This is a genomic window from Mycolicibacterium alvei (assembly GCF_010727325.1).
Taxonomy (GTDB): Bacteria; Actinomycetota; Actinomycetes; order Mycobacteriales; family Mycobacteriaceae; genus Mycobacterium; species Mycobacterium alvei.
The window spans coordinates 952,342-976,372 of the sequence record NZ_AP022565.1 but is presented as its reverse complement, the minus strand read 5'-3'; the positions used below and the strand labels follow the sequence as shown (position 1 = coordinate 976,372).

The following is a 24,031-nucleotide window of genomic DNA, read 5'->3' as shown; positions in this document are numbered from 1 at the left end:
CTAGGCTGCCCGACTGTGGCTGAGCTGACCCCAGCGCAGATCAATGCCATCGATGCGGCCCACATCTGGCACCCCTACAGCGCCATGGGCGCGCAGGCGTTGCCGCCGGTGGTGGCGGTCGGGGCCAAGGGCGCATGGATGACTGTGATCGACCCGACCGACGGTGCACCGATCGAGGTGATCGATGCGATGGCGTCCTGGTGGACGGCCGTGCACGGGCACGGGCATCCGGTGCTCGACCGTGCGATCAACGACCAACTCGCGACCATGAACCACGTCATGTTCGGCGGCCTGACGCACGCGCCGGCGGCACGGCTGGCCCAGCTGCTGGTCGAACTCACCCCCGAGGGGCTGGAGACGGTGTTCTTCAGCGATTCCGGGTCGGTTTCGGTCGAGGTGGCGGTCAAGATGGCGCTGCAGTACTGGCGCAGCCTGGGCCGCGGCACCAAGCACCGCCTGATGACGTGGCGCGGCGGGTATCACGGTGACACCTTCACCCCGATGAGCGTGTGTGACCCCGACGGCGGCATGCATTCCCTGTGGGCGGATGTCCTGGTGCCCCAGATTTTCGCCCCGCCCGTACCCGCCGATTACCGGCCGTCCTATATCGAGGCGTTCGAACAACAGTTGGCCGAACACGCCGACGAACTCGCCGCGGTGATCGTCGAACCCGTGGTGCAAGGTGCCGGCGGGATGCGCTTTCACGACCCCCGCTACCTGTCGGACCTGCGCGCCATCTGCGATCGTCACGATGTTCTGCTGATCTTCGACGAGATCGCCACCGGATTCGGCCGCACCGGAAAGTTGTTCGCCGCCGAGCACGCCGGGGTGAGTCCGGACATCATGTGCGTCGGCAAGGCACTGACCGGCGGCTACATCACGCTGGCCGCCACGCTGTGCACCCGTGAGGTCGCGCGGACGATCAGCGCGGGGGAGCCCGGTGCGCTCATGCACGGTCCGACGTTCATGGCCAACGCACTGGCCTGCGCGGTGGGTGTGGCCGCGGTGGAACTACTGGTCGGCGGTGATTGGCCGGCCCGGGTGGCCGAGATCGAGGCGGGCCTGCGGGAGGGACTCGAGCCGGCGCGCGCATTGCCAGGCGTTGCCGACGTCCGGGTGCTGGGCGCCATCGGCGTGATCGAGATGTGCCAGCCGGTGGATATGCGGGTGGCGACGCTGGCCGCATTGCGCCACGGGGTCTGGCTGCGCCCGTTCGGCAAACTGATCTACGCCATGCCGCCCTTCATCTGCACGCCGGCGGAGGTGGAACAGATCACCACAGGCATGGTCGGCGTGGCCCGTGCACTAACCTGAACGGTGTTCAATCCTAGCGAGGAGCAACCGTGACACGCACCGATCTATCACCGTTGGCCTGGCTGGCTGACGTCGAAACGCGGCGCAGGCAGGCCGGCCTTCGCCGTGAGTTGCGTACCCGCCCCGCGGTGGCCACCGAACTGGATCTGGCCTCCAACGACTATCTCGGGTTGTCTCAACACCCAGACGTGCTGGATGGCGGCATCGAGGCGCTGCGCACCTGGGGAGCCGGTGCCGGTGGTTCGCGGCTGGTCACCGGAAACACCGAGTTGCACGAAGAATTCGAGAACGCTCTGGCGACCTTCATCGGCGCCGAGTCGGCCCTGGTCTTCTCCTCCGGATACACCGCCAACCTGGGCGCCGTCGTCGCGTTGTCCGGTCCAGGCTCGCTGCTGGTGTCCGACGCGCTGACCCACGCTTCTCTGGTCGATGCGTGTCGGCTGTCCCGTGCGCGGGTGGCCGTCACGCCGCACCTGGACGTCGGCGCCGTCGATGCCGCGCTGTCATCACGCACAGAGGAACGTGCGGTGGTCCTGACCGAATCGGTGTTCAGCACGGACGGGGCCCTGGCGCCGCTGCGCGAGTTGCACGGGGTCTGCCGCCGGCACGGTGCGCTGCTGCTCGTCGACGAGGCACATGGGTTGGGGGTTCGCGGTCCGGGCGGGCAGGGCCTGTTGTACGAGTCTGGCCTGGCCGGGGCGCCAGAGGTGGTGATGACGACGACGTTGTCGAAGTCGTTGGGCAGCCAGGGCGGCGTGGTGCTCGGCCCTGAGCCCGTCCGCGCTCATTTGATCGACGCCGCCCGCCCGTTCATCTTCGATACCGGCCTGGCGCCGGCGGCCGTCGGCGCGGCGTGGGCGGCGCTGCGGGTGTTGATCGCCGAACCTCAGCGGGCGCAAGCCGTGTTGGATCGTGCGGCCGAGTTGGCCCGGATTTGCGGCGATGCCGCGGTGCCCGATTCCGCCGTCGTCTCGGTGATCCTCGGTGACCCCGAAGTCTCGGTGGCTGCTGCCGCAGCCTGCCTGGACCGCGGTGTACGGGTGGGCTGTTTCCGCCCGCCGACGGTGCCCGAGGGCACGTCGCGACTGCGCTTGACGGCCCGGGCCTCGCTGACCGCCAACGAGATGGAGCTGGCCCGCCAGGTGTTGACCGAGGTCCTTTCCGAGGCCCGATTGTGAGCACGCTGGTCGTCACCGGGACCGACACCGGTGTCGGCAAGACGGTGACGACCGCGGCATTGGCCTGTGCCGCACGGCTTGCCGGCCTTGCGGTCGCGGTGTGCAAGCCCGTGCAGACCGGAACTGTCGACGGCGACAACGACCTCGCTGAGGTGCACCGGCTGTCCGGGGTTGACAACCTGCATGGGGGCTGGCGCTACCCGGAACCGCTCGCTCCGGTGGCGGCCGCGCACCGGGCCGCACTGGCGCTGCCGACTCGTGCGGAGTTGGCGGCCGCGGTGCGCGGTGTCGAGATCCCCGGCGGGCTGACCCTCGTCGAAGGTGCCGGTGGTCTCCTCGTCGAACTGGGCGCCGAAGGCGTCACGCTGCGTGATCTGGCAGCTGATCTGTCCGCGGCCGTTCTGGTGGTGGTGTCACCGGGGTTGGGGACACTCAACCACACCGCATTGACGTTGGAATCACTTGCTGGTCAAGGGATTCCATGTGCCGGCCTGGTGGTCGGAGCCTGGCCGGAGAGCCCGGGCGTCGCCGAGCTGGGCAACCGCGACGCGCTGGCGCAGTTGGCACCGGTCCGCGCTGTACTCCCGTCAGGACTCGGCAGCGCAAGCGCCGACGAGTTCGCGAAAATATGCGTCGATGCCTTCGACCCGAACTGGCTGACCGGCCTGCCCTGACATGGTCCATTCCGTCGAGCTGGTCTTCGACCCGGACACCGAAGCCGCGGTCCGGCGGATCTGGGATGCACTGCGCGACGCCGACATTCCCAGCCAGGCGCCTGCCGGCCGACCGCATTCGACGCTGACCGTTGCCCAACACATCGACCGTGGGTCCGAGGCGGTGCTGCAGGGCATCGTCCACCGGTTCCCACTACCGTGCAGGCTCGGCGCGACGCTCATCTTCGGGCGCTCGGCCGGAGTGCTGGCCCGGCTCTTGGTCCCGACCGACGAGCTGCTCGAAATCCAGGCCGAGGTGTATCGACTGTGCCTGCCGTTCATGGAGCCGGCCCCGATGCCGCACGCCGAACCGGCAAACTGGACTCCGCATGTGACGCTGGCCCGGCGGATCGCGCCGGCCAGGTTGGCCACCGCCGTGCGGATCGCCGGACGTCCCGCAGAGATCGTCGGTCAGGTGACCGGGCTACGGCATTGGGACGGCGACAAGCGCGTCGAGTACCCGATCGGCTGACAGGTCGGTCAGTCCTGCCTGTGTTGCAGCACGTCGCGTCCGGCGCTGAGCGTGCTCGCGCCGCGCACCGCCAACCCGTCGACCAGCAATTGCAGGCCGAACGCGAACTGGCGTGACGTGTCGCGGTGAAGCACCGACTGGTCATCGGCCAACGCTCCTGCAGCGTCCCATTGCAGGCGGGACTGCTCATCGGCGGTGAAGCCGAGTACGTAATAGAGCACTGTCCGGGCGGCCAACTCGTCATCGGGTGACACCACGCCGGCCCGCTGGGCGGCGCCGGCGAGCTGGGTGACGATGTCGCCGGCGATCTGAGATTGCCCGGCAGCGAAGCTGGACGACACAAGCTCGGCTCCGTCGGTGTGGGACAGCAGCGCGTCACGCAGCGCCGCGCCGATCTGGTGGATCCGGCCCGGCCAAGCGGAGGCAGTGTGATCGCGGCGGACGGGTTCCAGAATGCGGTCGGCTACGGCGCCGAGCAGTTCCTGCTTGTTGGCGAAATGCCAGTACAACGCACCCGGGCTGACGTTGAGCTCACGGGCCAGGCGCCGCATCGTCAGGTCGGCGATGCCGTAGTTGTCGAGGATGGCCGTCGCCGCATCCACCACGTCGGGTTTGTGGAGTTGCACACCGTTACCCTAGCCTGAACGGTGTTCAATTGTCGGCTCAGCCGACGTGTTCAATTGTCGGCCCGGCCGACGTGTTCAATTGTCGGCTCAGCCGGCCACACGATCCACAGGAGGACGTTTCGGTGACGCAGGCAGCCGTAGATGTATTGGGCGTAGCTCGCGAGCAGGTTCTGGAGCGTGGCGTCGGCCTCGACAAGGACCAGACGTTGCAGGTGCTGCAGCTTCCCGACGACCAGCTCGAAGAGCTGCTGGCCCTGGCGCACGAGGTCCGGATGAAGTGGTGTGGCCCCGAGGTCGAGGTCGAGGGCATCATCAGCCTCAAGACCGGCGGCTGCCCGGAGGACTGCCACTTCTGTTCGCAGTCGGGTCTGTTCGCCTCCCCGGTGCGCAGCGCCTGGCTCGACATCCCGAGCCTGGTCGAGGCCGCCAAGCAGACCGCCAAGACCGGTGCCACCGAGTTCTGCATCGTTGCCGCAGTGCGCGGGCCCGACGAGCGACTGCTGGCCCAGGTGGCCGCAGGCATCGAGGCGATCCGCAACGAGGTCGACATCCAGATCGCGTGCTCGCTGGGCATGCTGACCCAGGAGCAGGTGGACCGCCTCAAGGAGATGGGCGTACACCGCTACAACCACAACCTGGAGACCGCGCAGTCGTACTTCCCGAACGTCGTCACCACGCACTCCTGGGAGGAGCGCTGGGGCACCCTGGAAATGGTGCGCGAGGCCGGTATGGAGGTCTGCTGCGGCGGCATCCTCGGCATGGGGGAAACGCTGGAGCAGCGTGCCGAGTTCGCCGCCAACCTGGCCGAACTCAACCCGCACGAGGTGCCGCTGAACTTCCTCAACCCCCGCCCGGGCACGCCGTTCGGCGATCTCGAGGTGCTGCCGGCCGCGGACGCGCTGCGTGCCGTCGCCGCTTTCCGGTTGGCGCTGCCGCGCACCATGCTGCGCTTCGCCGGCGGGCGCGAGATCACCCTGGGTGATCTGGGCGCCAAGCAGGGCATCCTGGGCGGCATCAACGCCGTCATCGTCGGCAACTACCTGACCACGCTGGGTCGCCCGGCCGAGTCGGACCTGGAATTGCTCGATGATCTGCAGATGCCGATCAAGGCGCTGAACGCCACCCTGTAGAACTGGTGGTGATGGTTCACGATTTGCCCGCGCCCGTCGGCGCCGGCCTATACAACGTCTACACCGGGGTCCAGGTGGACGCGGCGGACGGAAGTGTCGTTCCCACCGCCGCTCAGCTCGGCCTGGAACCGCCCCGGTTCTGCGCCGAGTGCGGCCGCCGGATGATCGTCCAGGTGCGGCCCACCGGGTGGTGGGCCAAGTGTTCGCGGCATGGGCAGGTGGATTCTCTGGACCTGGATACGCGGCGATGAGCCTCTCGGGCGAAGAGCAGAAGGCCCCGATGAGCCTCTCGGGCGAAGAGCAGAAGGCCCCGATGAGCCTCTCGGGCGAAGAGCAGAAGGCCCCGATGAGCCTCTCGGGCGAAGAGCAGAAGGCCCCGATGAGCCTCTCGGGCGAAGAGCAGGGTGTCGTCGTCACGGCGGCTCCTGCCGATATCCTTGGCGCGCCGCGTGTTTCACGGCAGCGGGCGGTATTGATCGTGATCGCCGGCCTTGCGGCGGCGGGTGCGGTGATCGGCGCGTTGTGGGCCTGGCTCGCCCCGGAGATTCACGGCGTGGTGGCGCTGACCCGCAGTGGTGAGCGGGTGCACGCCTATCTGGGCGGTGAATCCGACCACTTCTTCACGTCGGCATTCTTGCTCGTCGGCATGCTTGTCGTCCTGGCGGTCGTGGCCGCGGTGGCACTGTGGCAGTGGACTGCGCATCGCGGGCCGGTTCTGGTCGCCGCGTTGTCTGTCGGGTGCGGGGTGGCCGCGGCGGTGGCTGCCGGCGTCGGTGCGGCGTTGGCCCATCTGCGGTTCGGTTCCGTCGACATTGCCGGGGCTCCGGTCACCCCGGAACACCGCGTCCACTACGCGGTGGAAGCCGCATCCGTATTTTTCGGCCATACGGCGCTACAGGTCGCCGGCACCATCCTGTTCCCAGCGGCCATGGCCGCGATGGTCTACGCGTTGATCGCGGTGTCCACGGTCCGTGATGATCTCGGTGCGTGGCCGCCTGTGGAGATGCCGCCCTATCCGGTGATCCCACCGGTGGTCAGCCCTCCGGGCGTTTGATCCAGCCCCCGGACTGGATTGCGGCCCTCAGAGCGGGCGTCGCCGGACCGTGCGGCCCATCGCGACTTTGGTGGCGATGCTGGCCAGTCGCGCCATGCCCATGTAGGTGATCGGGTTCAGCAGCGCCGGCCACTTGGACCGCACCAGGTTGGCGGTCAGCGGGCGGTCGGCGAACCGGTCGGTCAACCAGCGCAGCGCCATCGGCGCCGAGAACGGGTGCAGCAGCAGGTGTTCGCTGAACATGTCGCGGTGGTAGGTCACGTCGGCGCCGCCGGCCAGGTAGGTATCGGCGAGTTCGTCGATGTCGTCGACCGAGATGATCTCGTCGTGCACGGCCTGCACGATCAGAACCGGCGGAACCGGCACGGCCACACCGAGTTTGGTGTCGTTGAACACTTCGCTGACCTCTGGACCGTCCAGGATCTCATCGAGCGGCAGGTCCACCAGGTCGGCCATGTCGGTGCGGAACATCCGCACGACGGCCTCCACAGTGGTCATTCGGTGCAACCGGTCCAGGACCTTGCGTCCCTCGGTGGTGGCGTGCTCGGCGATCACCCGGTTGAGGTTGGGGTAGATATCGGCGAGCGCGGCCACTACGAGAGCCGGCAGCCCGGAGAACATCGTGCCGTTGAGCCGGCGGAACGTGTTTCCGAGGTTGCCGACGGGAGAGCCGAGGACCGCGCCGACGATATTGAGCTCAGGGGCGTAGCTGCCGGCCATCTCGGCTGCCCAGGCACTGGCCAGGCCGCCGCCGGAGTATCCCCACAGACCGATGCGTGCGATCGGTGACAACGAGAGGTGCTCGGTGTTGATCGCCGCACGCAAGCCGTCGAGCACCCGGTAACCGGGCTCGTAGGGTGCGCCCCACATGCCGTTGACGCCCTCGTGGTCGGGAACCGAGACGGCCCAGCCCTCGGCCAGCGCGGCGGAGATCAAAAGGAGCTCCAGCTGGGCCAGGGAGCCGGTGGCCTTCGCGTGGTGGCGCAGCGCGTAGGACGGGAAGCACCGGGCCGAGATGGCGTCGATCGCGCACTGGTAAGACACCACCGGGCAGTCGGCTGCGGCGTCGGCGGGGACGATGACGGTCGTGGCCGCAGCTTCGGGGTTGCCGTTGCGGTCGGTGGAGCGGTACAGCAGCTGGGTGGCCTGCAGGCGCTGCGGGATCAAGCCGAGAAAGGCCAGCTCGACGTCACGGCTGCGCAGGACGGTTCCGGGCTCGGAATGCTCGAACCCCGCAGGTGGGGCGTAGAACGGATCGTCGTGAGGAAGCGTGGGGCGCGACGCTCGGTCGAGCTCCTCGTGAGGTGCTCGACCGATCCATTCGGCTTTGGAGGCTCTTGCCGCACTACCCAAGTCCATCCCGGCATTCTTGCTTAAGAAGGGTCTAAGAATCCAGTCGACTCACACGGGTGGGCGCAACGCGGCGAATTCATCGGTCACGCGGTACCGGGAATCGGTGAAGCGATACAGCGCCGCGGGTCGTCCGCCACTGCGACCGGATCGTGCCGTCGTGCCGGTGCGGGTGATCACTTTTCGACGTTCCAGAACTCGCTGCAGGTTTGTGGCGTCGACTTGATAGTCGAGGGCGGCGTTGTAGATGTCACGCAGCGTGGACAGGGCGAATTCTTTTGGCGCCAAGGCGAATCCGATGTTGGTGTATGACATCTTGGCTACCAGCCGGTTGCGCGCGTGTTCGACCATCGGCGCGTGGTCGAAGGCCATCGGGGGCAGGTCGCTGACCGGATGCCACCGGGTGTCCGGCGGTAGGGCAGGGGTCGAAGGGGACGGCATGAGGCCCAGGAACGTGGATGCGATGGTCCGCACGTCCGGGACCCGATAGGGGTCGGAGAACACGGCCAATTGTTCGAGGTGGGCAAGTTCACGCAGGTCAACCTTCTCGGCCAGCTGTCGCCGAACCGAGCTGATCAGGTCCTCGTCGTCACCCAGCCGGCCGCCCGGCAGGGACCATTTGTCCCGCTCGGGATCCAGTGCGCGTTGCCATAACAGCACGTTGAGTTCGGGTTGCCGGGTGTCGAGGCCGCGAACCTGGAACACGGCGGCAAGCACTTCGTGCGCGGTGTTACCATATTGCATGTTTTCGATTGTAAGTCGAAAACCTGATTCAGTGGAGGAGGTCGACGTGACCGCTCTCGATGACACCCTCGCGGGGGGTTTGGCGGAACAGATCGTCGATGGCCCCGGCGGCTATTCCGGCGTAGACGGCGACGAGAAATGGGCCGCTGAGATCCGCCGTCTGGCCGACCTGCGCGGTGCGACGCTGCTGGCGCACAATTACCAGCTGCCGGCCATCCAGGACGTCGCCGACCACGTGGGTGATTCACTGGCGCTGTCGCGCGTCGCCGCCGAGGCTCCCGAAGACACGATCGTGTTCTGCGGTGTGCACTTCATGGCCGAGACGGCCAAGATGCTCAGCCCCGACAAGACGGTCCTGATCCCCGACCAGCGGGCCGGTTGCTCGCTGGCCGATTCGATCACCGCCGACGAGTTGCAGGCCTGGAAAGACGAGCACCCCGGTGCGGTCGTCGTGTCCTACGTCAACACCACCGCCGCGGTGAAGGCGCTGACCGATATCTGCTGCACATCCTCGAATGCCGTCGAGGTGGTGGCCTCGATACCCGAGGACCGCGAGGTGCTGTTCTGCCCGGATCAGTTCCTGGGCGCGCACGTGCGCCGCGTCACCGGTCGCAAGAACTTGCATGTCTGGGCCGGTGAATGCCACGTGCACGCCGGCATCAACGGCGACGAGCTGGCCGCCCAGGCCCGGTCGCACCCCGACGCCGAACTGTTCGTGCACCCCGAATGTGGTTGCGCCACCTCGGCGCTCTACCTCGCAGGTGAGGGCGCGGTTCCCGAGGAGCGGGTGAAGATCCTGTCCACCGGCGGCATGCTCGATGCGGCCCGCGAGACCAGTGCCCGGCAGGTACTCGTCGCCACCGAGGTCGGCATGCTGCACCAGCTGCGAAGGGCCGCACCCGAAGTCGACTTCCTGGCCGTCAACGACCGCGCGTCGTGCACCTACATGAAGATGATCACTCCGGCCGCGCTGCTGCGCTGCCTGATCGAAGGCGCCGACGAGGTGCACGTCGATCCCGAGACCGCTCGGCTGGGTCGTGCCAGCGTGCAGCGAATGATTGCGATTGGTCAGCCCGGCGGCGGCGAATGACGCCGACGGGCAGTGCCCGGGGATCGAGCCGCTTCGCCTGCGGCAGTTCGACGCTGTGGCAGCAGCGCGCTGATGTCGTCGTGGTCGGCACCGGGGTCGCGGGCCTGGTGGCGGCCTTGGCCGCGCATCGCCGTGGCCGCCGGGTGGTGGTGCTGAGCAAGGCCCGCGAGACGGCGACTTTCCATGCCCAGGGTGGGATCGCCGTGGTTCTGCCGGACACCGATGACTCGGTCGAGACGCATGTCGCCGACACCGTCGCCGCCGGCGGCGGTCTGTGCGACCCGGATGCGGTGCGCTCCATCGTCGCGGCCGGCTACGACGCGGTGGCCGAACTGGTCGCCGACGGTGCGCAGTTCGACGAAACCACCCCCGGGCGTTGGGCACTGACCCGCGAGGGCGGACACACCCAACGTCGGATCATTCATGCGGGCGGCGACGCGACCGGGGCCGAGGTGCAGCGGGCCCTCGATTCCGCGGCGTCCAGGCTCGACATCCGCCGCGATCATGTGGCGCTGCAGGTCCTACGCGACGAGGCCACCGTCACCGGTGTGCTGGTCCGCAACGAGGACGGCCTGGGCATCGTGCACGCGCCCTCGGTCATCCTGGCCACCGGAGGGCTCGGTCACGTTTACACGGCCACCACCAACCCCAGTGGCTCGACCGGTGACGGCATTGCGCTGGCACTGTGGGCCGGTGTCCCGGTCCGCGACATCGAGTTCGTCCAGTTCCACCCCACGATGCTCTATGTCGAAAATGGTGGTGGCCGGCGCCCGCTCATCACCGAAGCGCTGCGTGGTGAAGGCGCCATACTCATTGATTCTCAAGGTGATTCGGTGACCCAAGGGGTACACCCGATGGGGGACCTGGCCCCACGTGATGTGGTGGCCGCGGCCGTCAACGCGCGGATGAGTACATCCGGTGACCCATGCGTGTACCTCGACGCCCGGGGCGTCGCCGAGTTCGGAGACCGGTTTCCCACCGTCGCCGCAGCCTGCGCGGAAGCCGGTGTCGACCCGACCCGCCAACCCATCCCGGTGGTGCCCGGCGCCCACTACAGCTGCGGCGGTGTCGTCACCGACGTGCACGGACGCACCGAACTGCCCGGCCTGTTCGCCGCGGGGGAGGTGGCCCGGACGGGCATGCACGGGGCCAACCGATTGGCCTCCAACAGCCTGCTGGAAGGGCTGGTCGTCGGCGGCCGCGCCGGTCGGCTGGCCGCCGAGCATGCCGGTGCGGCAGGCACGGTGCGCGCACAAGCGCCGCAGGATCGCCGTCAACACTCGGTCGACCGAGATGTCTTGCAGCGGAACATGTCCGAATTCGCCTCAGTGGTCCGCGACGCCGACGGTCTGCGTCGGCTCGACGCCGTTCTGGCCGGCGCGCGCTCGGTGCAGCCTGCGAGCCGCCAGAGCTTTGAGGATGCCGCCCTCACCGCAACCGCACGGGCGATCGCCGTCGCGGCCCTGGCCCGTACCGAAAGCCGCGGCTGCCACCATCGCGGCGATTACCCCGAAACCGACCCCGCTCAGGAGCATTCCGTGACGATTCGTGCCGTAGCCGGCCGTCCCGCCCTCGACACCGCAACGGCGGTGTGCTGATGACACTTTCGGATACCGAGGTGGCCGAGGCGCGGGCCACGATTGCGCGGGCACTCGAAGAAGACCTGCGCTACGGCCCGGATGTCACCACCACGGCCACTGTCGGAGCCGACGCGATGACCACGGCGTCGGTGGTGAACCGGGAGCCGGGCGTGGCCGCGGGTGTCGACATCGCGCTGCTGGTGCTCGACGAGGTACTCGGCGTCGACGGCTACCGCGTGATCGACCGTGTCGAGGACGGTGCCCGACTGGACGCCCGGTCGGCGATCCTGACCGTCGAGGCGCCGACCCGGGGCCTGCTCACCGCCGAGCGCACCATGCTGAACCTGATGTGCCACCTGTCGGGAATCGCCACCGCGACCGCGGCCTGGGTCGACGCAGTTGCCGGCACCCACGCCAAGATCCGCGACACCCGCAAGACGCTGCCCGGCCTGCGGGCGCTGCAGAAGTACGCGGTCCGGGTCGGCGGTGGCGTCAACCACCGGATGGGACTCGGCGACGCCGCACTGATCAAGGACAACCACGTCGCCGCGGCCGGGTCGGTGCTGGCCGCGCTCAAGGCGGTCCGGGCCGAGGCGCCGGACCTGCCGTGCGAGGTCGAGGTGGATTCCCTCGAGCAGCTCGACGACGTGCTGTCCGCCGATGTGGAGCTGGTACTGCTGGACAACTTTCCGGTCTGGCAGACCCAGATCGCAGTTCAGCGCCGGGACACGCGCTCGCCAAAGACACTGCTGGAATCCTCGGGAGGCCTGTCCCTGGACAGCGCCGCGGAATACGCCGGCACCGGGGTCGACTACCTCGCGATCGGCGCCCTCACCCATTCGGTGCGGGTGCTCGATATCGGCCTGGACACCTAATCTGCAGCGGCTCGGCGTAATTCGCGTCGGGTCGCGGTGGGCGTCCACCCGGTGTGCGCGCGCACTGTGCGGCAGAAGTGAGCCTGGTCGGCGAAGCCCAGCCTAGCTGCGACGTCGGCCATCGTGGATTCGCCGCGGTGCAGGTGGTCGAGCGCCCGTTCGACCCGGACCCGGTTGCGGTACCGCGTGACCGACACCCCGAGTTCATTGCTGAACGAGCGGCTCAGCCGGTACGGGGAAACGCCGAGAGTAGCTGCCAGGGGGAACAGGCCCACCGCAGCGTCATCGGCCTGCCTGATCGCCTCGCGGGCCTGTGCCACCAACCGCCGCTCAGAGAGCCGAGCCGACGATCCGGCCGGTATCGGCCGTTGCGCCGCCGAACGCAGCGCCGCACCGACCAGCTGCACCAGCCCCTCGGCGAGCTGATAGTCGGGATCAGCGCGACCGACGGCCAGCAGCCGCCGGTGTGCCAGTTCTAGCCGCGCGTCGACGTACACGGCGGCAGGGCCGGTCCGTTCCGGATCCCCGGCGAGTTGCCACCAGTTTTCGGCGTTGAGTTGCAACGACGTACAGGCATCCCCGCCGTGCGGATGGGCGAAATGTTCGGGCTCCCCGGGTGTACCGAGGTAGCCGAGCGTCGCATCGTGTTCCACCGCGCCGCCCGATCCACGACGGTGAAAGCGCCCCGAGCGCACCAGAACGAACCGCCCGTCGACCGGGCGTTCGGGCTCGGACCAGTCAGCGTGCTCGCCGGTGCAGCTCCAGGTGGAGATGCTGAAATCCGGCCGCGCGATCAGGGTCTGGGCGGTCAACACCTATTGCACGTTAGCGCTCGGGGCCGACAGTCGAGGCTTGCAAGAATGTTCAAGACACCGGGTCAGCGTCCGACCAGACTGGTGTCATGGCATCAATCCACATTGAGTTCGACGTTGAAGCTGACAGTTCGCGGGTCTGGCAGGTGATCGGCGACTGGGCGGAGGGCCCGGTACGCATGGCACCGGGCTTCGTGACGTCGTCTGAGGCTGACGGCGATGTTCGCGTCGTGACGTTCGCGGACGGATTCGTTGCCCGCGAGCGCCTGGTCAGCCGCGACGAGCCGATCCACCGAATCGCCTACTCGCTGATCGGAGACGCCGCGCGCCCCGAACACGACAATGCGGTGATGCAGGTGGTCGCCGACGGCCCGCACCGTTGCCGGTTCCTGTGGTCGCGTGATGTCCTGCCAGACGACGCCGCCGGTTCCTTGCGGGCTGCGATGGAGCAGGCCGCGCCGATCATCAAACGCGCATTGGAAAACTCGGTCAGCCAGGGCGTGTCTGGCTTATCGGGCGGCGAGTAGGTGATGGCCCGAGTAGGTGATGGCCGGAGCCGACACTGTGACGAACGTGTCGCGTTTTGCGGTACTTTCAGCCAGTCACGACGAGAGGCTGCACACTCGGTACAGCGAGTCGAAGGGAACTCTCTGGTCCGGACGCAGATGTTTGGGCATCGAGGTGCTTACGCCGCGGATTACGGTCAGCATCAAGCAGTGATGCGCGGTCTAGAGCGTGTCTAATCAAATGTGAATAGTGTTGTACCCGAGTCTATTTGAGTGATGGGACTGATGTGACTTCTGGTGCATTGTGGTCGCTGATCGAGTTGCCGGGCGGCTAGGCCGCCGCGCCGCGGCGCACCAGCGAGAGCACCACGGCGGCGGTGGCGAACAGCCCGGAGAACACCCGGCCGAGGATGGTCTGCTGCCGCGGTGTCTGCAGCCAGGTGAGCAGCCGGGCTGCCAGACCGGTGTAGAGGCTCATCACGACCACATCGACGGCGACCATCGTCGCCCCGATCGCCAGGTACTGCGGCAACAACGGCGCCGTCGGCACCACGAATTGCGGCAACACCGCCACCAGGAACACCAGGCCCTTCGGATTGGTGGTGTTCACCAGGAAACCGCGCATCGCCATGGCCAGCCGGCCCCGCTCGCTCGCCCCGCCCATCCGGTCGCGCAGATCCCGCGAGGCGCTACGCCATTGCTGGATCGCCAGGTGGATCAGGTACGCCACACCGATCCACTTCACGATGTGGAATGCCAGCATCGACTTGGCGACGACGGCTCCCAGGCCGACGGCGACCAACGCCAGTTGCGCAAGCAGCCCGATTTGCAGTCCGAGCACGCTCCAGGTCCCACGGCGCACGCCATGGGTCAGGCCGGTCGCCATCGACTGGATCGCCCCGGCTCCCGGGGACACGCTGATGGCGATCGACGCACCGAGAAACGCGAGCCAGATCTGCCAGGTCATGTCTGCAGTCTGGCGCCCGCGTCAAACGATATCTGCGACGAAGACGCCCATCCGGCGGGCCGCATTCCGGGGGATCCGGGGGAGCGTCGGATCGTCAGTGCCCGCCGGCAGGACACGAGGATTCGTGATCTTGATGTCGCCACGGAACAGGTGCACGTCGGCCCCGCCCGCCGCGATGACGTTCTTCACCCAGTTGGTCTTGCCGTGCAGCAGCGTCACCGCGAAGACGTTGCCCTTGCGGTAGCTGGTGACGATCGTCTCGTACGGCGTACCGGAGGTGCGACCCCGATGTTTGATCACGGTGAACCCCGGCAAGCGCTTGGAAAATGGTTTCACCAGCGGGTTCATGTACTTGATCTGCAGGCGTTCCAGCCAGGGCGGCACCAGCATGGGTGCACCGGGGGCGTTGTTGGGGTGGTCTTTCGCGGACATCTGGGGCTCCGTTCGGCAGTCTGAGGCCACCCTACGGCCGGCTGTGCCGTAGACAACGGGCGACGGATTTTTATCAGCTGGACTGATCAGGGACAATTGAACCGATGGCCGAGTTTCAGATGTCCCGTATCGACCTGCGCAACCGTGTGCTGAACGCCGCGCAGTTGCGCTCCGCGCTGCCGCGTGGCGGGGTCGATGTGGACGCAGTGGTGCCCAAAGTCCGCCCGATCGTGGAGGCCGTCGCCGAGCGCGGCGCTGAGGCCGCCCTGGACTACGGCCATTCCTTCGACGGCATCCGTCCCGACGCCGTGCGGGTGCCCGCGGACCGGCTGGCCACCGCCCTTGCCGATCTCGACCCCGACGTGCGCGCCGCTCTGCAGGTCGCGATCGACCGGGCTCGCGCGGTGCACGCCGATCAGCGCCGCACCGACACCACCACCACGCTGGCCCCCGGTGCCACCGTCACCGAACGCTGGGTGCCGGTCGAGCGCGTCGGGCTGTACGTGCCCGGCGGCAACGCGGTCTACCCGTCGAGCGTCGTGATGAACGTGGTGCCCGCGCAGACCGCCGGCGTCGATTCGCTGGTGATCGCCAGCCCGCCGCAGGCGGAATTTGACGGCCTACCGCACCCGACGATCCTGGCCGCCGCAGCGCTGCTCGGCGTCGGTGAGGTGTGGGCCGTCGGTGGCGCGCAGGCGGTGGCGCTGCTGGCTTACGGCGGCACCGACACCGACGGTGCCGAGCTCGCCCCGGTCGACATGATCACCGGCCCCGGCAACATCTACGTGACGGCCGCCAAGCGGATCTGCCGCTCGCAGGTCGGCATCGACGCCGAGGCAGGCCCGACGGAGATCGCGATCCTGGCCGACCACACGGCCGACCCGGTACACGTTGCCGCCGACCTGATCAGCCAGGCCGAACACGACGAGATGGCGGCCAGCGTGCTGGTCACCGACAGTGAGGCGCTGGCCGAGGCCACCGACCGTGAGCTCACCCGCCAGCTGGCCACCACCAAGCATGTCGAGCGCGTGACGGTAGCCCTGTCGGGCAAGCAGTCCGCGATCGTGCTCGTCGACGACGTGGAGTCGGGCGTGCGGGTAGTGAATGCCTATGCCGCCGAGCACCTGGAGATCCAGACCGAGGATGCATCCGATGTGGCCGGCCGGATTCGTTCTGCCGGAGCCATCTTCGTCGGCGCCTGGTCGCCGGTCAGCCTGGGTGACTACTGCGCCGGCTCCAACCACGTGCTGCCGACCGCGGGCTGCGCGCGGCACTCCAGCGGTCTGTCCGTGCAGACGTTCCTGCGCGGCATCCACGTCGTCGAATACGACGAGGCCGCCCTCAAGGACGTTTCCGGACATGTGATCACGTTGTCCAAGGCCGAGAACCTGCCCGCGCACGGCGAGGCGGTAAGGCGGAGGTTCGAACGGTGATGAGCGCTTGCGCGAAGAACAGGCGATCATGAGCGCACGGGATGTGACGCTGGCCGATCTGCCGCTGCGTGAGAACCTACGCGGTAAATCACCCTACGGCGCACCGCAATTGGTGGTGCCGGTGCGGCTCAACACCAATGAGAACCCGCACCCGCCGACCCAGGCCCTGATCGACGACGTCGCCGCATCGGTCCGCGAGGCAGCCGCCGAGCTGCACCGCTATCCCGATCGTGACGCGGTGGCGTTGCGGACCGATCTGGCCGCCTACTTCACCGCGGCCACCGGGGTGCCGCTCACCGTCGACAATCTCTGGGCGGCAAACGGTTCCAACGAGATCCTGCAGCAGCTGTTGCAGACCTTCGGCGGGCCGGGGCGCACTGCGATCGGATTCGTGCCGTCGTATTCGATGCACCCGATCATTGCCGACGGCACCCAGACCGAGTGGCTGCAGGCCGCCCGTGCCGAGGATTTCAGCCTCGACCTTGATGTGGCGGTTGCCGCGATCGCCGAACGCAATCCCGACGTCGTATTCGTCACCAGCCCGAACAACCCTTCGGGGCAGAGCATTCCGCTCGATGACCTGCGTCGTCTACTCGGTGTCATGACCGGCGGCATCCTGATCGTCGACGAGGCCTACGGCGAATTCTCGTCGCAACCCAGCGCCGTGGCGCTGCTGGACGAGTTCCCGACCAAACTCATCGTCAGCCGAACGATGAGCAAGGCGTTCGCGTTCGCCGGCGGCCGACTCGGCTACCTGGCGGCCGCCCCGGCCGTCATCGACGCGCTGCTGCTGGTACGACTGCCGTATCACCTGTCGATGCTCACCCAGGCGGCCGCGCGGGCCGCGCTGCGGCACGCCGACGACACGCTGGGCAGTGTCGCGAAACTGGCCGCCGAACGTGATCGGGTGAGTGCCGAATTGGCTCGCCTCGGCTACCGGGTGATCCCGAGCGACGCGAATTTCGTGTTGTTCGGCGAGTTCGCCGACGCCCCGGCCACCTGGCAGCGTTATCTGGACAAAGGCGTGCTGATCCGTGACGTCGGCATCCCCGGATTCCTGCGCACCACCATCGGTCTGGCCGAGGAGAACGACGCATTCCTGGCCGCCAGTGCCGATCTGTCCGCCACCGAACTTCAGCCCGCCAACAGCCCGGTAGGAGCATCGTGACCCGTCGCGCGAAAGTCGAACGCAAGACCAGGGAATCCGACATCGTCGTCGAGATCGACCTCGACGGCACCGGTGTCGTCGATATCGACACCGGTGTCCCGTTCTTCGACCACATGTTGACCGCGCTGGGTACCCACGCCAGCTTCGATCTCACCGTGCACGCCAAGGGCGACATCGAGATCGAGGGGCACCACACGATCGAGGACACCGCGATCGTGCTGGGCCAGGCGCTCGGCGAGGCTCTCGGCGACAAGAAGGGCATCCGGCGGTTCGGTGATGCGTTCATCCCGATGGACGAGACCCTCGCGCACGCCGCGGTCGACGTGTCAGGCCGCCCCTACTTCGTGCACACCGGGGAGCCCGAGTTCATGGTGGAATTCACCATCGCCGGGTCCAGCGCGCCCTACCACACGGTGATCAACCGGCACGTGTTCGAATCGCTGGCGTTCAACGCCCGCATCGCGTTGCATGTGCGCACGCTGTACGGTCGCGACCCGCACCACATCACCGAGGCGCAGTACAAGGCGGTGGCCCGCGCACTGCGACAGGCCGTCGAGTACGACGCCCGGGTCACTGGTGTTCCGTCGACCAAGGGCACTCTGTGACAAAGAAAGTCGTCGTCCTCGACTACGGATCGGGCAACCTGCGCTCGGCTCAGCGGGCGTTGGAGCGCGTGGGGGCCGATGTCGAGGTCACCGCTGATCCCGGTGCCGCCGCGGCAGCCGACGGACTCGTGGTGCCGGGGGTCGGCGCGTTCGAGGCGTGTATGACCGGGCTCCGGGCGATTGGCGGCGAGAAGATCATCGACGACCGACTGCAGCACGGTCGCCCGGTGTTGGGGGTCTGTGTCGGTATGCAGATCCTGTTCGCCCGCGGCGTGGAGTTCGGTGTGGAGTCCACCGGGTGCGGGCAGTGGCCCGGTTCGGTGACCCGACTGGACGCCCCGGTGATTCCGCACATGGGGTGGAATGTCGTCGACGCCGCGGCCGGTAGCACCCTGTTCAAGGGACTCGACGCCGCCACTCGCTTCTATTTCGTGCATTCGTACGCCGCACAGGAGTGGTCCGGGAATCCGGACGCACTGGTTACCTGGGCGACGCATCAGGTGCCCTTCATCGCTGCCGTCGAGGACGGCGCGTTGTCGGCCACGCAATTTCATCCGGAGAAGAGTGGCGACGCCGGTGCGACGCTGCTCGCGAATTGGGTTGAGGGACTGTGAGTTTGATTCTGTTGCCGGCTGTCGATGTGGTGGACGGCAAGGCGGTGCGCCTGGTCCAGGGCAAGGCGGGCAGTGAGACCGATTACGGTTCGGCGCTGGAGGCCGCCCAGGCCTGGCAGCGTGACGGTGCCGAGTGGATCCACCTGGTGGACCTGGACGCCGCCTTCGGCCGCGGCAGCAACCGCGAACTCCTGGCCGATCTGGTCGGCAAGCTCGACGTGAAAGTCGAACTGTCCGGCGGCATCCGCGATGACGACTCGCTGAAGGCCGCCATGGACACCGGCTGCGCGCGGGTGAACATCGGCACCGCGGCGCTGGAAAGCCCCGAATGGTGCCGCCGAGCCATCGCCGAATACGGCGACCGGGTGGCAGTCGGCCTGGACGTGCAGTTCGAGAACGACAGCTGGCGCCTGCGCGGTCGTGGCTGGGAGACCGACGGCGGCGATCTCTGGGAGGTCCTGGACCGTCTTGACCGCGAAGGGTGTTCGCGTTACGTCGTCACTGACGTCACCAAGGACGGCACCCTGACCGGTCCCAACCTTGAACTGCTGGCTGCGGTCGCCGACCGCACCGACGCCCCGGTGATCGCCTCGGGCGGAGTGTCCAGCCTTGATGATCTCCGGGCGATCGCCACCCTGACCGGCCACGGTGTGGAGGGTGCGATCGTCGGGAAGGCGCTCTACGCCGAACGATTCACTCTGCCGCAGGCACTGGCCGCGGTCAGCGGATAAGCGAGGTGGGTGACCTGGATCCGTCGAAGTTGGCCGCATTGGTAGCTGCGGCGACCGAGATCCTCGACGCGGCGTCGGTGCCGTTCATCGCCGGGCACCGCGCGGATTCCGCGGTCACCAAGCAGGGCAACGACTTCGCCACCGAGGTCGATCTCGCGATCGAGCGGCAAGTGGTGCGGGCACTGACCGAGGCCACCGGTATCGGGGTCCACGGCGAGGAATTCGGCGGTGAGCCCATCGACTCGCCGCTGGTGTGGGTGCTCGACCCGATCGACGGCACATTCAACTACGCGGCCGGATCGCCGATGGCGGCCATCCTGCTCGGTCTGCTGGCCGATGGCGAGCCGGTGGCCGGCCTCACCTGGCTGCCGTTCACCGGGCAGCGGTATTCGGCACTGGCCGGAGGGCCGGTATGCGACAACGGCACTGCGCTCCCGCCGTTGGGTTCGCCCACACTGGCCGATTCGATCGTCGGCATCCAGACCTTCAACATCGCCTCCCGCGGCCGGTTCCCCGGCCGCTACCGGGTCGAGGTGCTGTCCAACCTCAGTCGGGTCTGCTCGCGGGTGCGGATGCACGGTGCCACCGGGGTGGACCTGGCCTATGTGGCGGCCGGAATCCTCGGTGGGGCCATCAGTTTCGGCCACCACATCTGGGACCATGCCGCCGGCGTCGCGCTGGTTCGCGCGGCCGGGGGCATCGTGACGGACCTGACCGGCGATCCCTGGGCGGCCGAATCGAAGTCGGCGCTGGCCGCCGCTCCCGGCGTGCACGAACGCATGCTGGAAATCGTAAAATCCGCTGGCAATCCGGAGGACTACCTGTGAGCACCACCAGTGACGTGGCAACGAGGGTCATCCCGTGCCTGGACGTCGACGCCGGCCGGGTGGTCAAGGGCGTCAACTTCGAGAACCTGCGTGATGCAGGCGATCCCGTCGAACTCGCCGCCGCCTACGACGCCGAAGGCGCCGACGAGTTGACCTTCCTAGACGTGACCGCCTCCTCGTCGGGCCGGGCCACCATGCTCGAGGTGGTCAAGCGTACCGCCGAGCAGGTGTTCATCCCGCTGACCGTCGGTGGTGGCGTGCGTGCTGTGGACGATGTCGACGTGCTGCTGCGGGCCGGCGCCGACAAGGTGTCGGTCAACACCGCCGCCATTGCCCGGCCCGAACTGCTAGCCGAGATGGCCCGCCAGTTCGGATCGCAGTGCATCGTGCTCAGCGTCGATGCCCGCACCGTGCCGGCCGGCGAGCAGCCCACCCCGTCGGGGTGGGAGGTGACCACCCACGGTGGTCGCCGGGGCACCGGGATCGACGCGATCGAATGGGCCGCGCGGGGCGCGGAACTCGGGGTCGGCGAGATCCTGCTCAACTCGATGGACCGCGACGGTACCAAGGCCGGCTTCGACCTGCCGATGCTGCGCGCGGTCCGCGCCGCGGTGGGTGTCCCGGTGATCGCCAGCGGTGGTGCCGGTGCCGTGGCCGATTTCGCGCCGGCCGTGCAGGCCGGCGCCGATGCGGTGCTGGCCGCCAGTGTGTTCCACTTCCGGGAACTGACCATCGCCCAGGTGAAGGCTGCCATGGCGGCGGAAGGGATCACGGTCAGATGAGTCTCGATCCCGACATCGCCAAGCGCCTGAAGCGCAACGCCGACGGACTGTTCAGCGCGGTGGCCCAGGAGCGGGGGACCGGCCAGGTACTGATGGTCGCCTGGATGGACGACGACGCGCTGGCCCGCACCCTGGAAACCCGTGAGGCCACGTATTTTTCGCGGTCCCGTGGCGAGCAGTGGGTCAAAGGTCTGACGTCTGGGCACACGCAGTATGTGCACTCGGTCCGCCTGGACTGCGACGGCGACACCGTGTTGCTGGAGGTTGATCAGACCGGCGCCGCCTGCCACACCGGTGCGCACACCTGCTTCGACGCGGACGTGCTGCTGGCACCGGAAGACTAGCCCCGGCGTTGCGGTGCCCGGGGTTGTCGGTGCCGTGGACAACAATGACGGGGTGACTGAGAGCGCTGTGCCGGCCGACGGCGATTCCGCCGCTGCCCGCAAAGCGCGCGGTGCGTTCTTCACCCCGGCGCAGATCACGGATTACCTCACCCAGTGGGCCGTGCGCTCGGCCGATGAACAGATCCTGGAGCCCTCGGCCGGCGACGCGGCCTTTCTGGTCGCTGCGACCCGCCGACTGAAGCAGTTGGGTGCCGAACACCCGGAACTGCACGGCATCGAGATTCACCGGTCCAGCGCGGTTACCGCACGCCGCCGGGTCACCGAGGCCGGAGGACAGGCGCACATCCGCACCGCCGATTTCTTCGCCATCGAACCGCGGACCAAGTACACCGCGGTGATCGGTAACCCGCCCTATATCCGCTACCAGGAGTTCCGCGGCGCCACCCGGGCGCAGTCGCGCCGCGCGGCGCTCAAGGCCGGGGTCACGCTGTCCGGGCTGGCGTCGAGTTGGGCCGCGTTCACCGTGCATGCCGCACTGTTTCTCAAACCGGGTGGCCGTCTGGCGCTCGTTCTGCCCGCCGAGTTGCTCAGCGTCAACTATGCGGCGGCGGTGCGGAAGTTCCTGTTCGACCGGTTCGCCACCGTCGAGCTGGTGATGTTCGACGAGCAGGTGTTCCCCGAGGCCGAGGCCGACGTGGTGCTGTTACTGGCCGACGGCTACGGGGGAGGGCCGAGCGGCCACGCCGTCATCCATCGGGCACGCAATGCGAGCTCACTGACATCTGAACTCGCACAACGACGTTGGTCTCCTCGCGATCCCTCAGGCAAATGGGTCAGCGGCCTGATCGGTAACGCGCCGGTGGATGCGATCCACGGTCTGCTCGACGATGGGCACTTCTCCGTGCTGGAGACCTGGGGTGAGACCACGCTGGGCATGGTGACGGGTAACAACAGTTTCTTCGCACTGTCCCCGGAGCGGGTGCATGAACTTGGCCTGCGGCGCACCGATCTGCTGCCGTTGTCGCCGCCCGGGAGCGCGCACCTGCGTGGGCTGACACTGTCGGCCGAACAGTTGGCCAAGCTGGGGGAGGACGGACGGTCGACGCACCTGTTCCGTCCCGCCGAATCACCCTCGGTCGCCGCGCAGCGCTACATCGACGCCGGTCACGCCGCCGGGGTGCATCTGGCCTACAAGTGCCGGGTGCGCCGGCCCTGGTATCGGGTACCCCTGGTGAATCCGGCTGACCTGCTGCTGACCTGTATGAACGCCGACACTCCACGGTTGATCACCAACCGGGCCAAGGCACACCACCTCAACTCGGTGCACGGCGTGTATCTGCGCGACGAGGTGCGGATGCTCGGCCGTGACCTGCTCGGGTTGGCCGCGCTGAACTCGGTGACGGTGCTGCACGCCGAGATCGTCGGCCGTTCTTACGGCGGTGGCATCCTCAAGATCGAACCGCGCGAGGCAGACCGGTGGCTGGTCCCGTCGCCCGAACTGGTGGCCGCCCACGCCGTCGAGTTGCGGGCGGTCCGCCGGCGCGTCGGATCGCTACTGGAACGCGGTCAGTTACTCGAGGCGAGCTATATCGTCGACGACGCATTGGGGCTGGCGAGCCGAGTTGCCCTGGAACCCGTTCGGACCGCGCGCGATTCATTGGCCACCCGCCGGACGGTAAGGGCTCGACGTGCCCGCTGAACCGTCGACCAAGGCCACCGCGTGGGCCATCTTCGACCGGATCGTGGCCGATGCCGCACCGGAGGGTGTGCACACCAATCCGTGGGTGCGGGCGGCGGGAGAGTTGACCTACCAACCCGATTTCCGGGTGCTGCGCAAGCTCCTCGGGGTGCCGTTGTTCCTGGATGCGCCGTCCACCACCGGCGTTCCGGCACTGGCGCTGGATGTCTGGCTGGCCTACGAGTTGCGGCGGGCCGGGTTCGATCCGGATGCGGTGTGGCCCAGGGCGACAGATCCGCGGATCATGCCCAGCGCCATCTCCAGTCTGCTGGAGGCGCTGCCGCAGAAGGAACGGCACCTGATCGAGCAACGGCTGAAGCGGTCGATGAAAGGTGTGGCTGCGTCGAGCGCCAGCGTGCTGGGCAAGCACTACATGAAGCAGGTCGACGTGGTGATGTCGGACTGGGACACCGGTCCGGAATTACTGATCAGCACCAAACGGATGGATTCCAGCTTCGGCAAGAACGCCGCGAACCGCGTTGAGGAAAGTTACGGCGACGCCAAGAACCTGCGGCTGCGCCACCCGTTGTCGGCGCTCGGATTCGTCTACGGCCTGCGTTCGACAATCCTGAGCACCGAGCCGGACAAGGCCGAGTGGCTGATCGACCTGCTGGGCAAGCTCGGCACCGAGGACGACGCCTATCACGCGGTGGCCCTCGTCATGATCGATTACGACGCCGAGGTCAGCGAAACCGCCGGCGAGGAAGTCGACAGTATCGAAAAGGCCGAGCCGGACACGCTGTTCGAGATCATCGACGTGGCGACCGCCGCGGTCGACGAAGCCATGGCGGCCCTGCCCGACATCGCCATCCGCCATGACACCGTGCCGCCCGAACTGCAGCCCTCGCGTTTTCTGGCGACCATGGTCAACCGCGTCATCGACACCACCCCGGTGACCCGGCACCGTGAGGCACGCCGGCGTCGCAACACCGCTGCCGAAGGCTGA

General features: G+C 67.8%; 27 protein-coding genes. 21 read left to right on the top strand and 6 right to left on the bottom strand.

The window, feature by feature from the left end:
• Positions 1 to 15 precede the first annotated feature (15 nt).
• The 4 genes from G6N44_RS04625 to G6N44_RS04610 are packed head-to-tail and all read left to right on the top strand — an operon-like array spanning position 16 to position 3,677.
• A complete protein-coding gene (locus tag G6N44_RS04625) occupies positions 16 to 1,314 on the top strand; it encodes an adenosylmethionine--8-amino-7-oxononanoate transaminase (RefSeq protein WP_163661530.1) in 1,299 nt (432 codons plus the stop codon).
• A 29-nt stretch (positions 1,315 to 1,343) separates the two neighbouring features.
• The gene (locus tag G6N44_RS04620) at positions 1,344 to 2,492 is read left to right on the top strand and encodes an 8-amino-7-oxononanoate synthase (protein WP_163661528.1); all 1,149 of its coding nucleotides are present in this window, start codon (positions 1,344 to 1,346) and stop codon (positions 2,490 to 2,492) included.
• Positions 2,489 to 3,166, top strand: coding sequence for a dethiobiotin synthase (gene bioD, locus G6N44_RS04615; RefSeq protein WP_163661526.1), 678 nt, complete (start codon positions 2,489 to 2,491; stop codon positions 3,164 to 3,166). Before G6N44_RS04620 ends, bioD begins: the two co-directional genes overlap by 4 nt.
• A 1-nt stretch (position 3,167) precedes the next feature.
• Entirely contained in the window at positions 3,168 to 3,677 is a 510-nt protein-coding gene (locus tag G6N44_RS04610; protein ID WP_163661523.1) for a 2'-5' RNA ligase family protein, read from the top strand.
• A gap of 8 nt (positions 3,678 to 3,685) precedes the next feature.
• Here the strand turns inward: G6N44_RS04610 and G6N44_RS04605 are convergent, their stop codons facing one another.
• Positions 3,686 to 4,303 (bottom strand): TetR family transcriptional regulator, encoded by a 618-nt coding sequence (locus G6N44_RS04605; RefSeq protein ID WP_163661521.1) that lies wholly within the window; start codon positions 4,301 to 4,303, stop codon positions 3,686 to 3,688.
• 122 nt (positions 4,304 to 4,425) lie between these two features.
• On the opposite strand from G6N44_RS04605, the gene bioB reads away from it, so the two are divergent.
• The 3 genes from bioB to G6N44_RS04590 are packed head-to-tail and all read left to right on the top strand — an operon-like array spanning position 4,426 to position 6,487.
• Positions 4,426 to 5,433 carry a biotin synthase BioB gene (gene bioB / locus G6N44_RS04600; RefSeq protein WP_163661519.1) on the top strand — a complete coding sequence of 336 codons (1,008 nt, stop codon included), beginning with the start codon at positions 4,426 to 4,428 and terminating at the stop codon, positions 5,431 to 5,433.
• Positions 5,434 to 5,444: 11 nt separating this feature from the next.
• Positions 5,445 to 5,684, top strand: coding sequence for a biotin synthase auxiliary protein BsaP (gene bsaP, locus G6N44_RS04595; RefSeq protein WP_163661517.1), 240 nt, complete (start codon positions 5,445 to 5,447; stop codon positions 5,682 to 5,684).
• Positions 5,681 to 6,487: a DUF2567 domain-containing protein gene (locus G6N44_RS04590; protein ID WP_407666125.1), complete on the top strand. Its 807-nt coding sequence runs from the start codon at positions 5,681 to 5,683 to the stop codon at positions 6,485 to 6,487. Before bsaP ends, G6N44_RS04590 begins: the two co-directional genes overlap by 4 nt.
• A gap of 27 nt (positions 6,488 to 6,514) precedes the next feature.
• Here the strand turns inward: G6N44_RS04590 and G6N44_RS04585 are convergent, their stop codons facing one another.
• The gene (locus tag G6N44_RS04585; RefSeq protein ID WP_163661515.1) at positions 6,515 to 7,846 is read right to left on the bottom strand and encodes a lipase family protein; all 1,332 of its coding nucleotides are present in this window, start codon (positions 7,844 to 7,846) and stop codon (positions 6,515 to 6,517) included.
• 42 nt (positions 7,847 to 7,888) lie between these two features.
• Entirely contained in the window at positions 7,889 to 8,554 is a 666-nt protein-coding gene (locus G6N44_RS04580; RefSeq protein ID WP_179964545.1) for an NUDIX hydrolase, read from the bottom strand.
• 25 nt (positions 8,555 to 8,579) lie between these two features.
• Between G6N44_RS04580 and nadA the strand changes: the two genes are divergently transcribed.
• Genes nadA through nadC form a run of 3 tightly spaced genes read left to right on the top strand, consistent with a single transcriptional unit; the run spans position 8,580 to position 12,126 of the window.
• Positions 8,580 to 9,671, top strand: a complete 1,092-nt coding sequence (nadA, locus tag G6N44_RS04575; protein ID WP_276039267.1) for a quinolinate synthase NadA — start codon at positions 8,580 to 8,582, stop codon at positions 9,669 to 9,671.
• Positions 9,668 to 11,269 carry an L-aspartate oxidase gene (locus G6N44_RS04570; protein WP_163661509.1) on the top strand — a complete coding sequence of 534 codons (1,602 nt, stop codon included), beginning with the start codon at positions 9,668 to 9,670 and terminating at the stop codon, positions 11,267 to 11,269. Before nadA ends, G6N44_RS04570 begins: the two co-directional genes overlap by 4 nt.
• The gene (nadC, locus tag G6N44_RS04565) at positions 11,269 to 12,126 is read left to right on the top strand and encodes a carboxylating nicotinate-nucleotide diphosphorylase (RefSeq protein WP_163661507.1); all 858 of its coding nucleotides are present in this window, start codon (positions 11,269 to 11,271) and stop codon (positions 12,124 to 12,126) included. The genes G6N44_RS04570 and nadC overlap by 1 nt, the downstream gene beginning before the upstream one ends.
• On the opposite strand, the gene G6N44_RS04560 is transcribed toward nadC, so the two are convergent.
• Positions 12,123 to 12,941, bottom strand: a complete 819-nt coding sequence (locus G6N44_RS04560; RefSeq protein WP_163661505.1) for a helix-turn-helix domain-containing protein — start codon at positions 12,939 to 12,941, stop codon at positions 12,123 to 12,125. The genes nadC and G6N44_RS04560 overlap by 4 nt on opposite strands.
• Before the next feature lie 86 nt (positions 12,942 to 13,027).
• Between G6N44_RS04560 and G6N44_RS04555 the strand changes: the two genes are divergently transcribed.
• The gene (locus G6N44_RS04555) at positions 13,028 to 13,465 is read left to right on the top strand and encodes an SRPBCC family protein (RefSeq protein ID WP_163661503.1); all 438 of its coding nucleotides are present in this window, start codon (positions 13,028 to 13,030) and stop codon (positions 13,463 to 13,465) included.
• A gap of 310 nt (positions 13,466 to 13,775) precedes the next feature.
• On the opposite strand, the gene G6N44_RS04550 is transcribed toward G6N44_RS04555, so the two are convergent.
• Positions 13,776 to 14,411, bottom strand: coding sequence for a LysE family transporter (locus tag G6N44_RS04550; protein ID WP_163661500.1), 636 nt, complete (start codon positions 14,409 to 14,411; stop codon positions 13,776 to 13,778).
• 21 nt (positions 14,412 to 14,432) lie between these two features.
• Positions 14,433 to 14,843: a nitroreductase family deazaflavin-dependent oxidoreductase gene (locus G6N44_RS04545; protein WP_163661498.1), complete on the bottom strand. Its 411-nt coding sequence runs from the start codon at positions 14,841 to 14,843 to the stop codon at positions 14,433 to 14,435.
• 104 nt (positions 14,844 to 14,947) lie between these two features.
• Here G6N44_RS04545 and hisD point away from each other — a divergent pair, with 104 nt between their 5' ends.
• Genes hisD through G6N44_RS04495 form a run of 10 tightly spaced genes read left to right on the top strand, consistent with a single transcriptional unit; the run spans position 14,948 to position 24,031 of the window.
• Positions 14,948 to 16,276 (top strand): histidinol dehydrogenase, encoded by a 1,329-nt coding sequence (gene hisD / locus G6N44_RS04540; protein ID WP_163661496.1) that lies wholly within the window; start codon positions 14,948 to 14,950, stop codon positions 16,274 to 16,276.
• A 28-nt stretch (positions 16,277 to 16,304) separates the two neighbouring features.
• Positions 16,305 to 17,444: a histidinol-phosphate transaminase gene (locus G6N44_RS04535; protein ID WP_163661494.1), complete on the top strand. Its 1,140-nt coding sequence runs from the start codon at positions 16,305 to 16,307 to the stop codon at positions 17,442 to 17,444.
• Positions 17,441 to 18,049 (top strand): imidazoleglycerol-phosphate dehydratase HisB, encoded by a 609-nt coding sequence (gene hisB, locus G6N44_RS04530; protein WP_163661492.1) that lies wholly within the window; start codon positions 17,441 to 17,443, stop codon positions 18,047 to 18,049. Before G6N44_RS04535 ends, hisB begins: the two co-directional genes overlap by 4 nt.
• Positions 18,046 to 18,663, top strand: coding sequence for an imidazole glycerol phosphate synthase subunit HisH (gene hisH / locus G6N44_RS04525; protein WP_163661490.1), 618 nt, complete (start codon positions 18,046 to 18,048; stop codon positions 18,661 to 18,663). The genes hisB and hisH overlap by 4 nt, the downstream gene beginning before the upstream one ends.
• A complete protein-coding gene (gene priA / locus G6N44_RS04520; RefSeq protein ID WP_044518436.1) occupies positions 18,660 to 19,394 on the top strand; it encodes a bifunctional 1-(5-phosphoribosyl)-5-((5-phosphoribosylamino)methylideneamino)imidazole-4-carboxamide isomerase/phosphoribosylanthranilate isomerase PriA in 735 nt (244 codons plus the stop codon). Before hisH ends, priA begins: the two co-directional genes overlap by 4 nt.
• Positions 19,391 to 20,221, top strand: coding sequence for an inositol monophosphatase family protein (locus tag G6N44_RS04515; protein WP_163669601.1), 831 nt, complete (start codon positions 19,391 to 19,393; stop codon positions 20,219 to 20,221). Before priA ends, G6N44_RS04515 begins: the two co-directional genes overlap by 4 nt.
• Complete coding sequence (gene hisF, locus G6N44_RS04510) at positions 20,218 to 21,003, top strand: imidazole glycerol phosphate synthase subunit HisF (protein ID WP_163661488.1); 786 nt, start codon at positions 20,218 to 20,220, stop codon at positions 21,001 to 21,003. Before G6N44_RS04515 ends, hisF begins: the two co-directional genes overlap by 4 nt.
• Positions 21,000 to 21,347 carry a phosphoribosyl-AMP cyclohydrolase gene (gene hisI / locus G6N44_RS04505; RefSeq protein ID WP_163661486.1) on the top strand — a complete coding sequence of 116 codons (348 nt, stop codon included), beginning with the start codon at positions 21,000 to 21,002 and terminating at the stop codon, positions 21,345 to 21,347. Before hisF ends, hisI begins: the two co-directional genes overlap by 4 nt.
• Positions 21,348 to 21,399: 52 nt before the next feature.
• On the top strand, positions 21,400 to 23,046 hold the full coding sequence (locus G6N44_RS04500) for an HsdM family class I SAM-dependent methyltransferase (RefSeq protein WP_235682945.1): 1,647 nt from the start codon (positions 21,400 to 21,402) through the stop codon (positions 23,044 to 23,046).
• Positions 23,036 to 24,031: a hypothetical protein gene (locus tag G6N44_RS04495; protein ID WP_163661482.1), complete on the top strand. Its 996-nt coding sequence runs from the start codon at positions 23,036 to 23,038 to the stop codon at positions 24,029 to 24,031. The genes G6N44_RS04500 and G6N44_RS04495 overlap by 11 nt, the downstream gene beginning before the upstream one ends.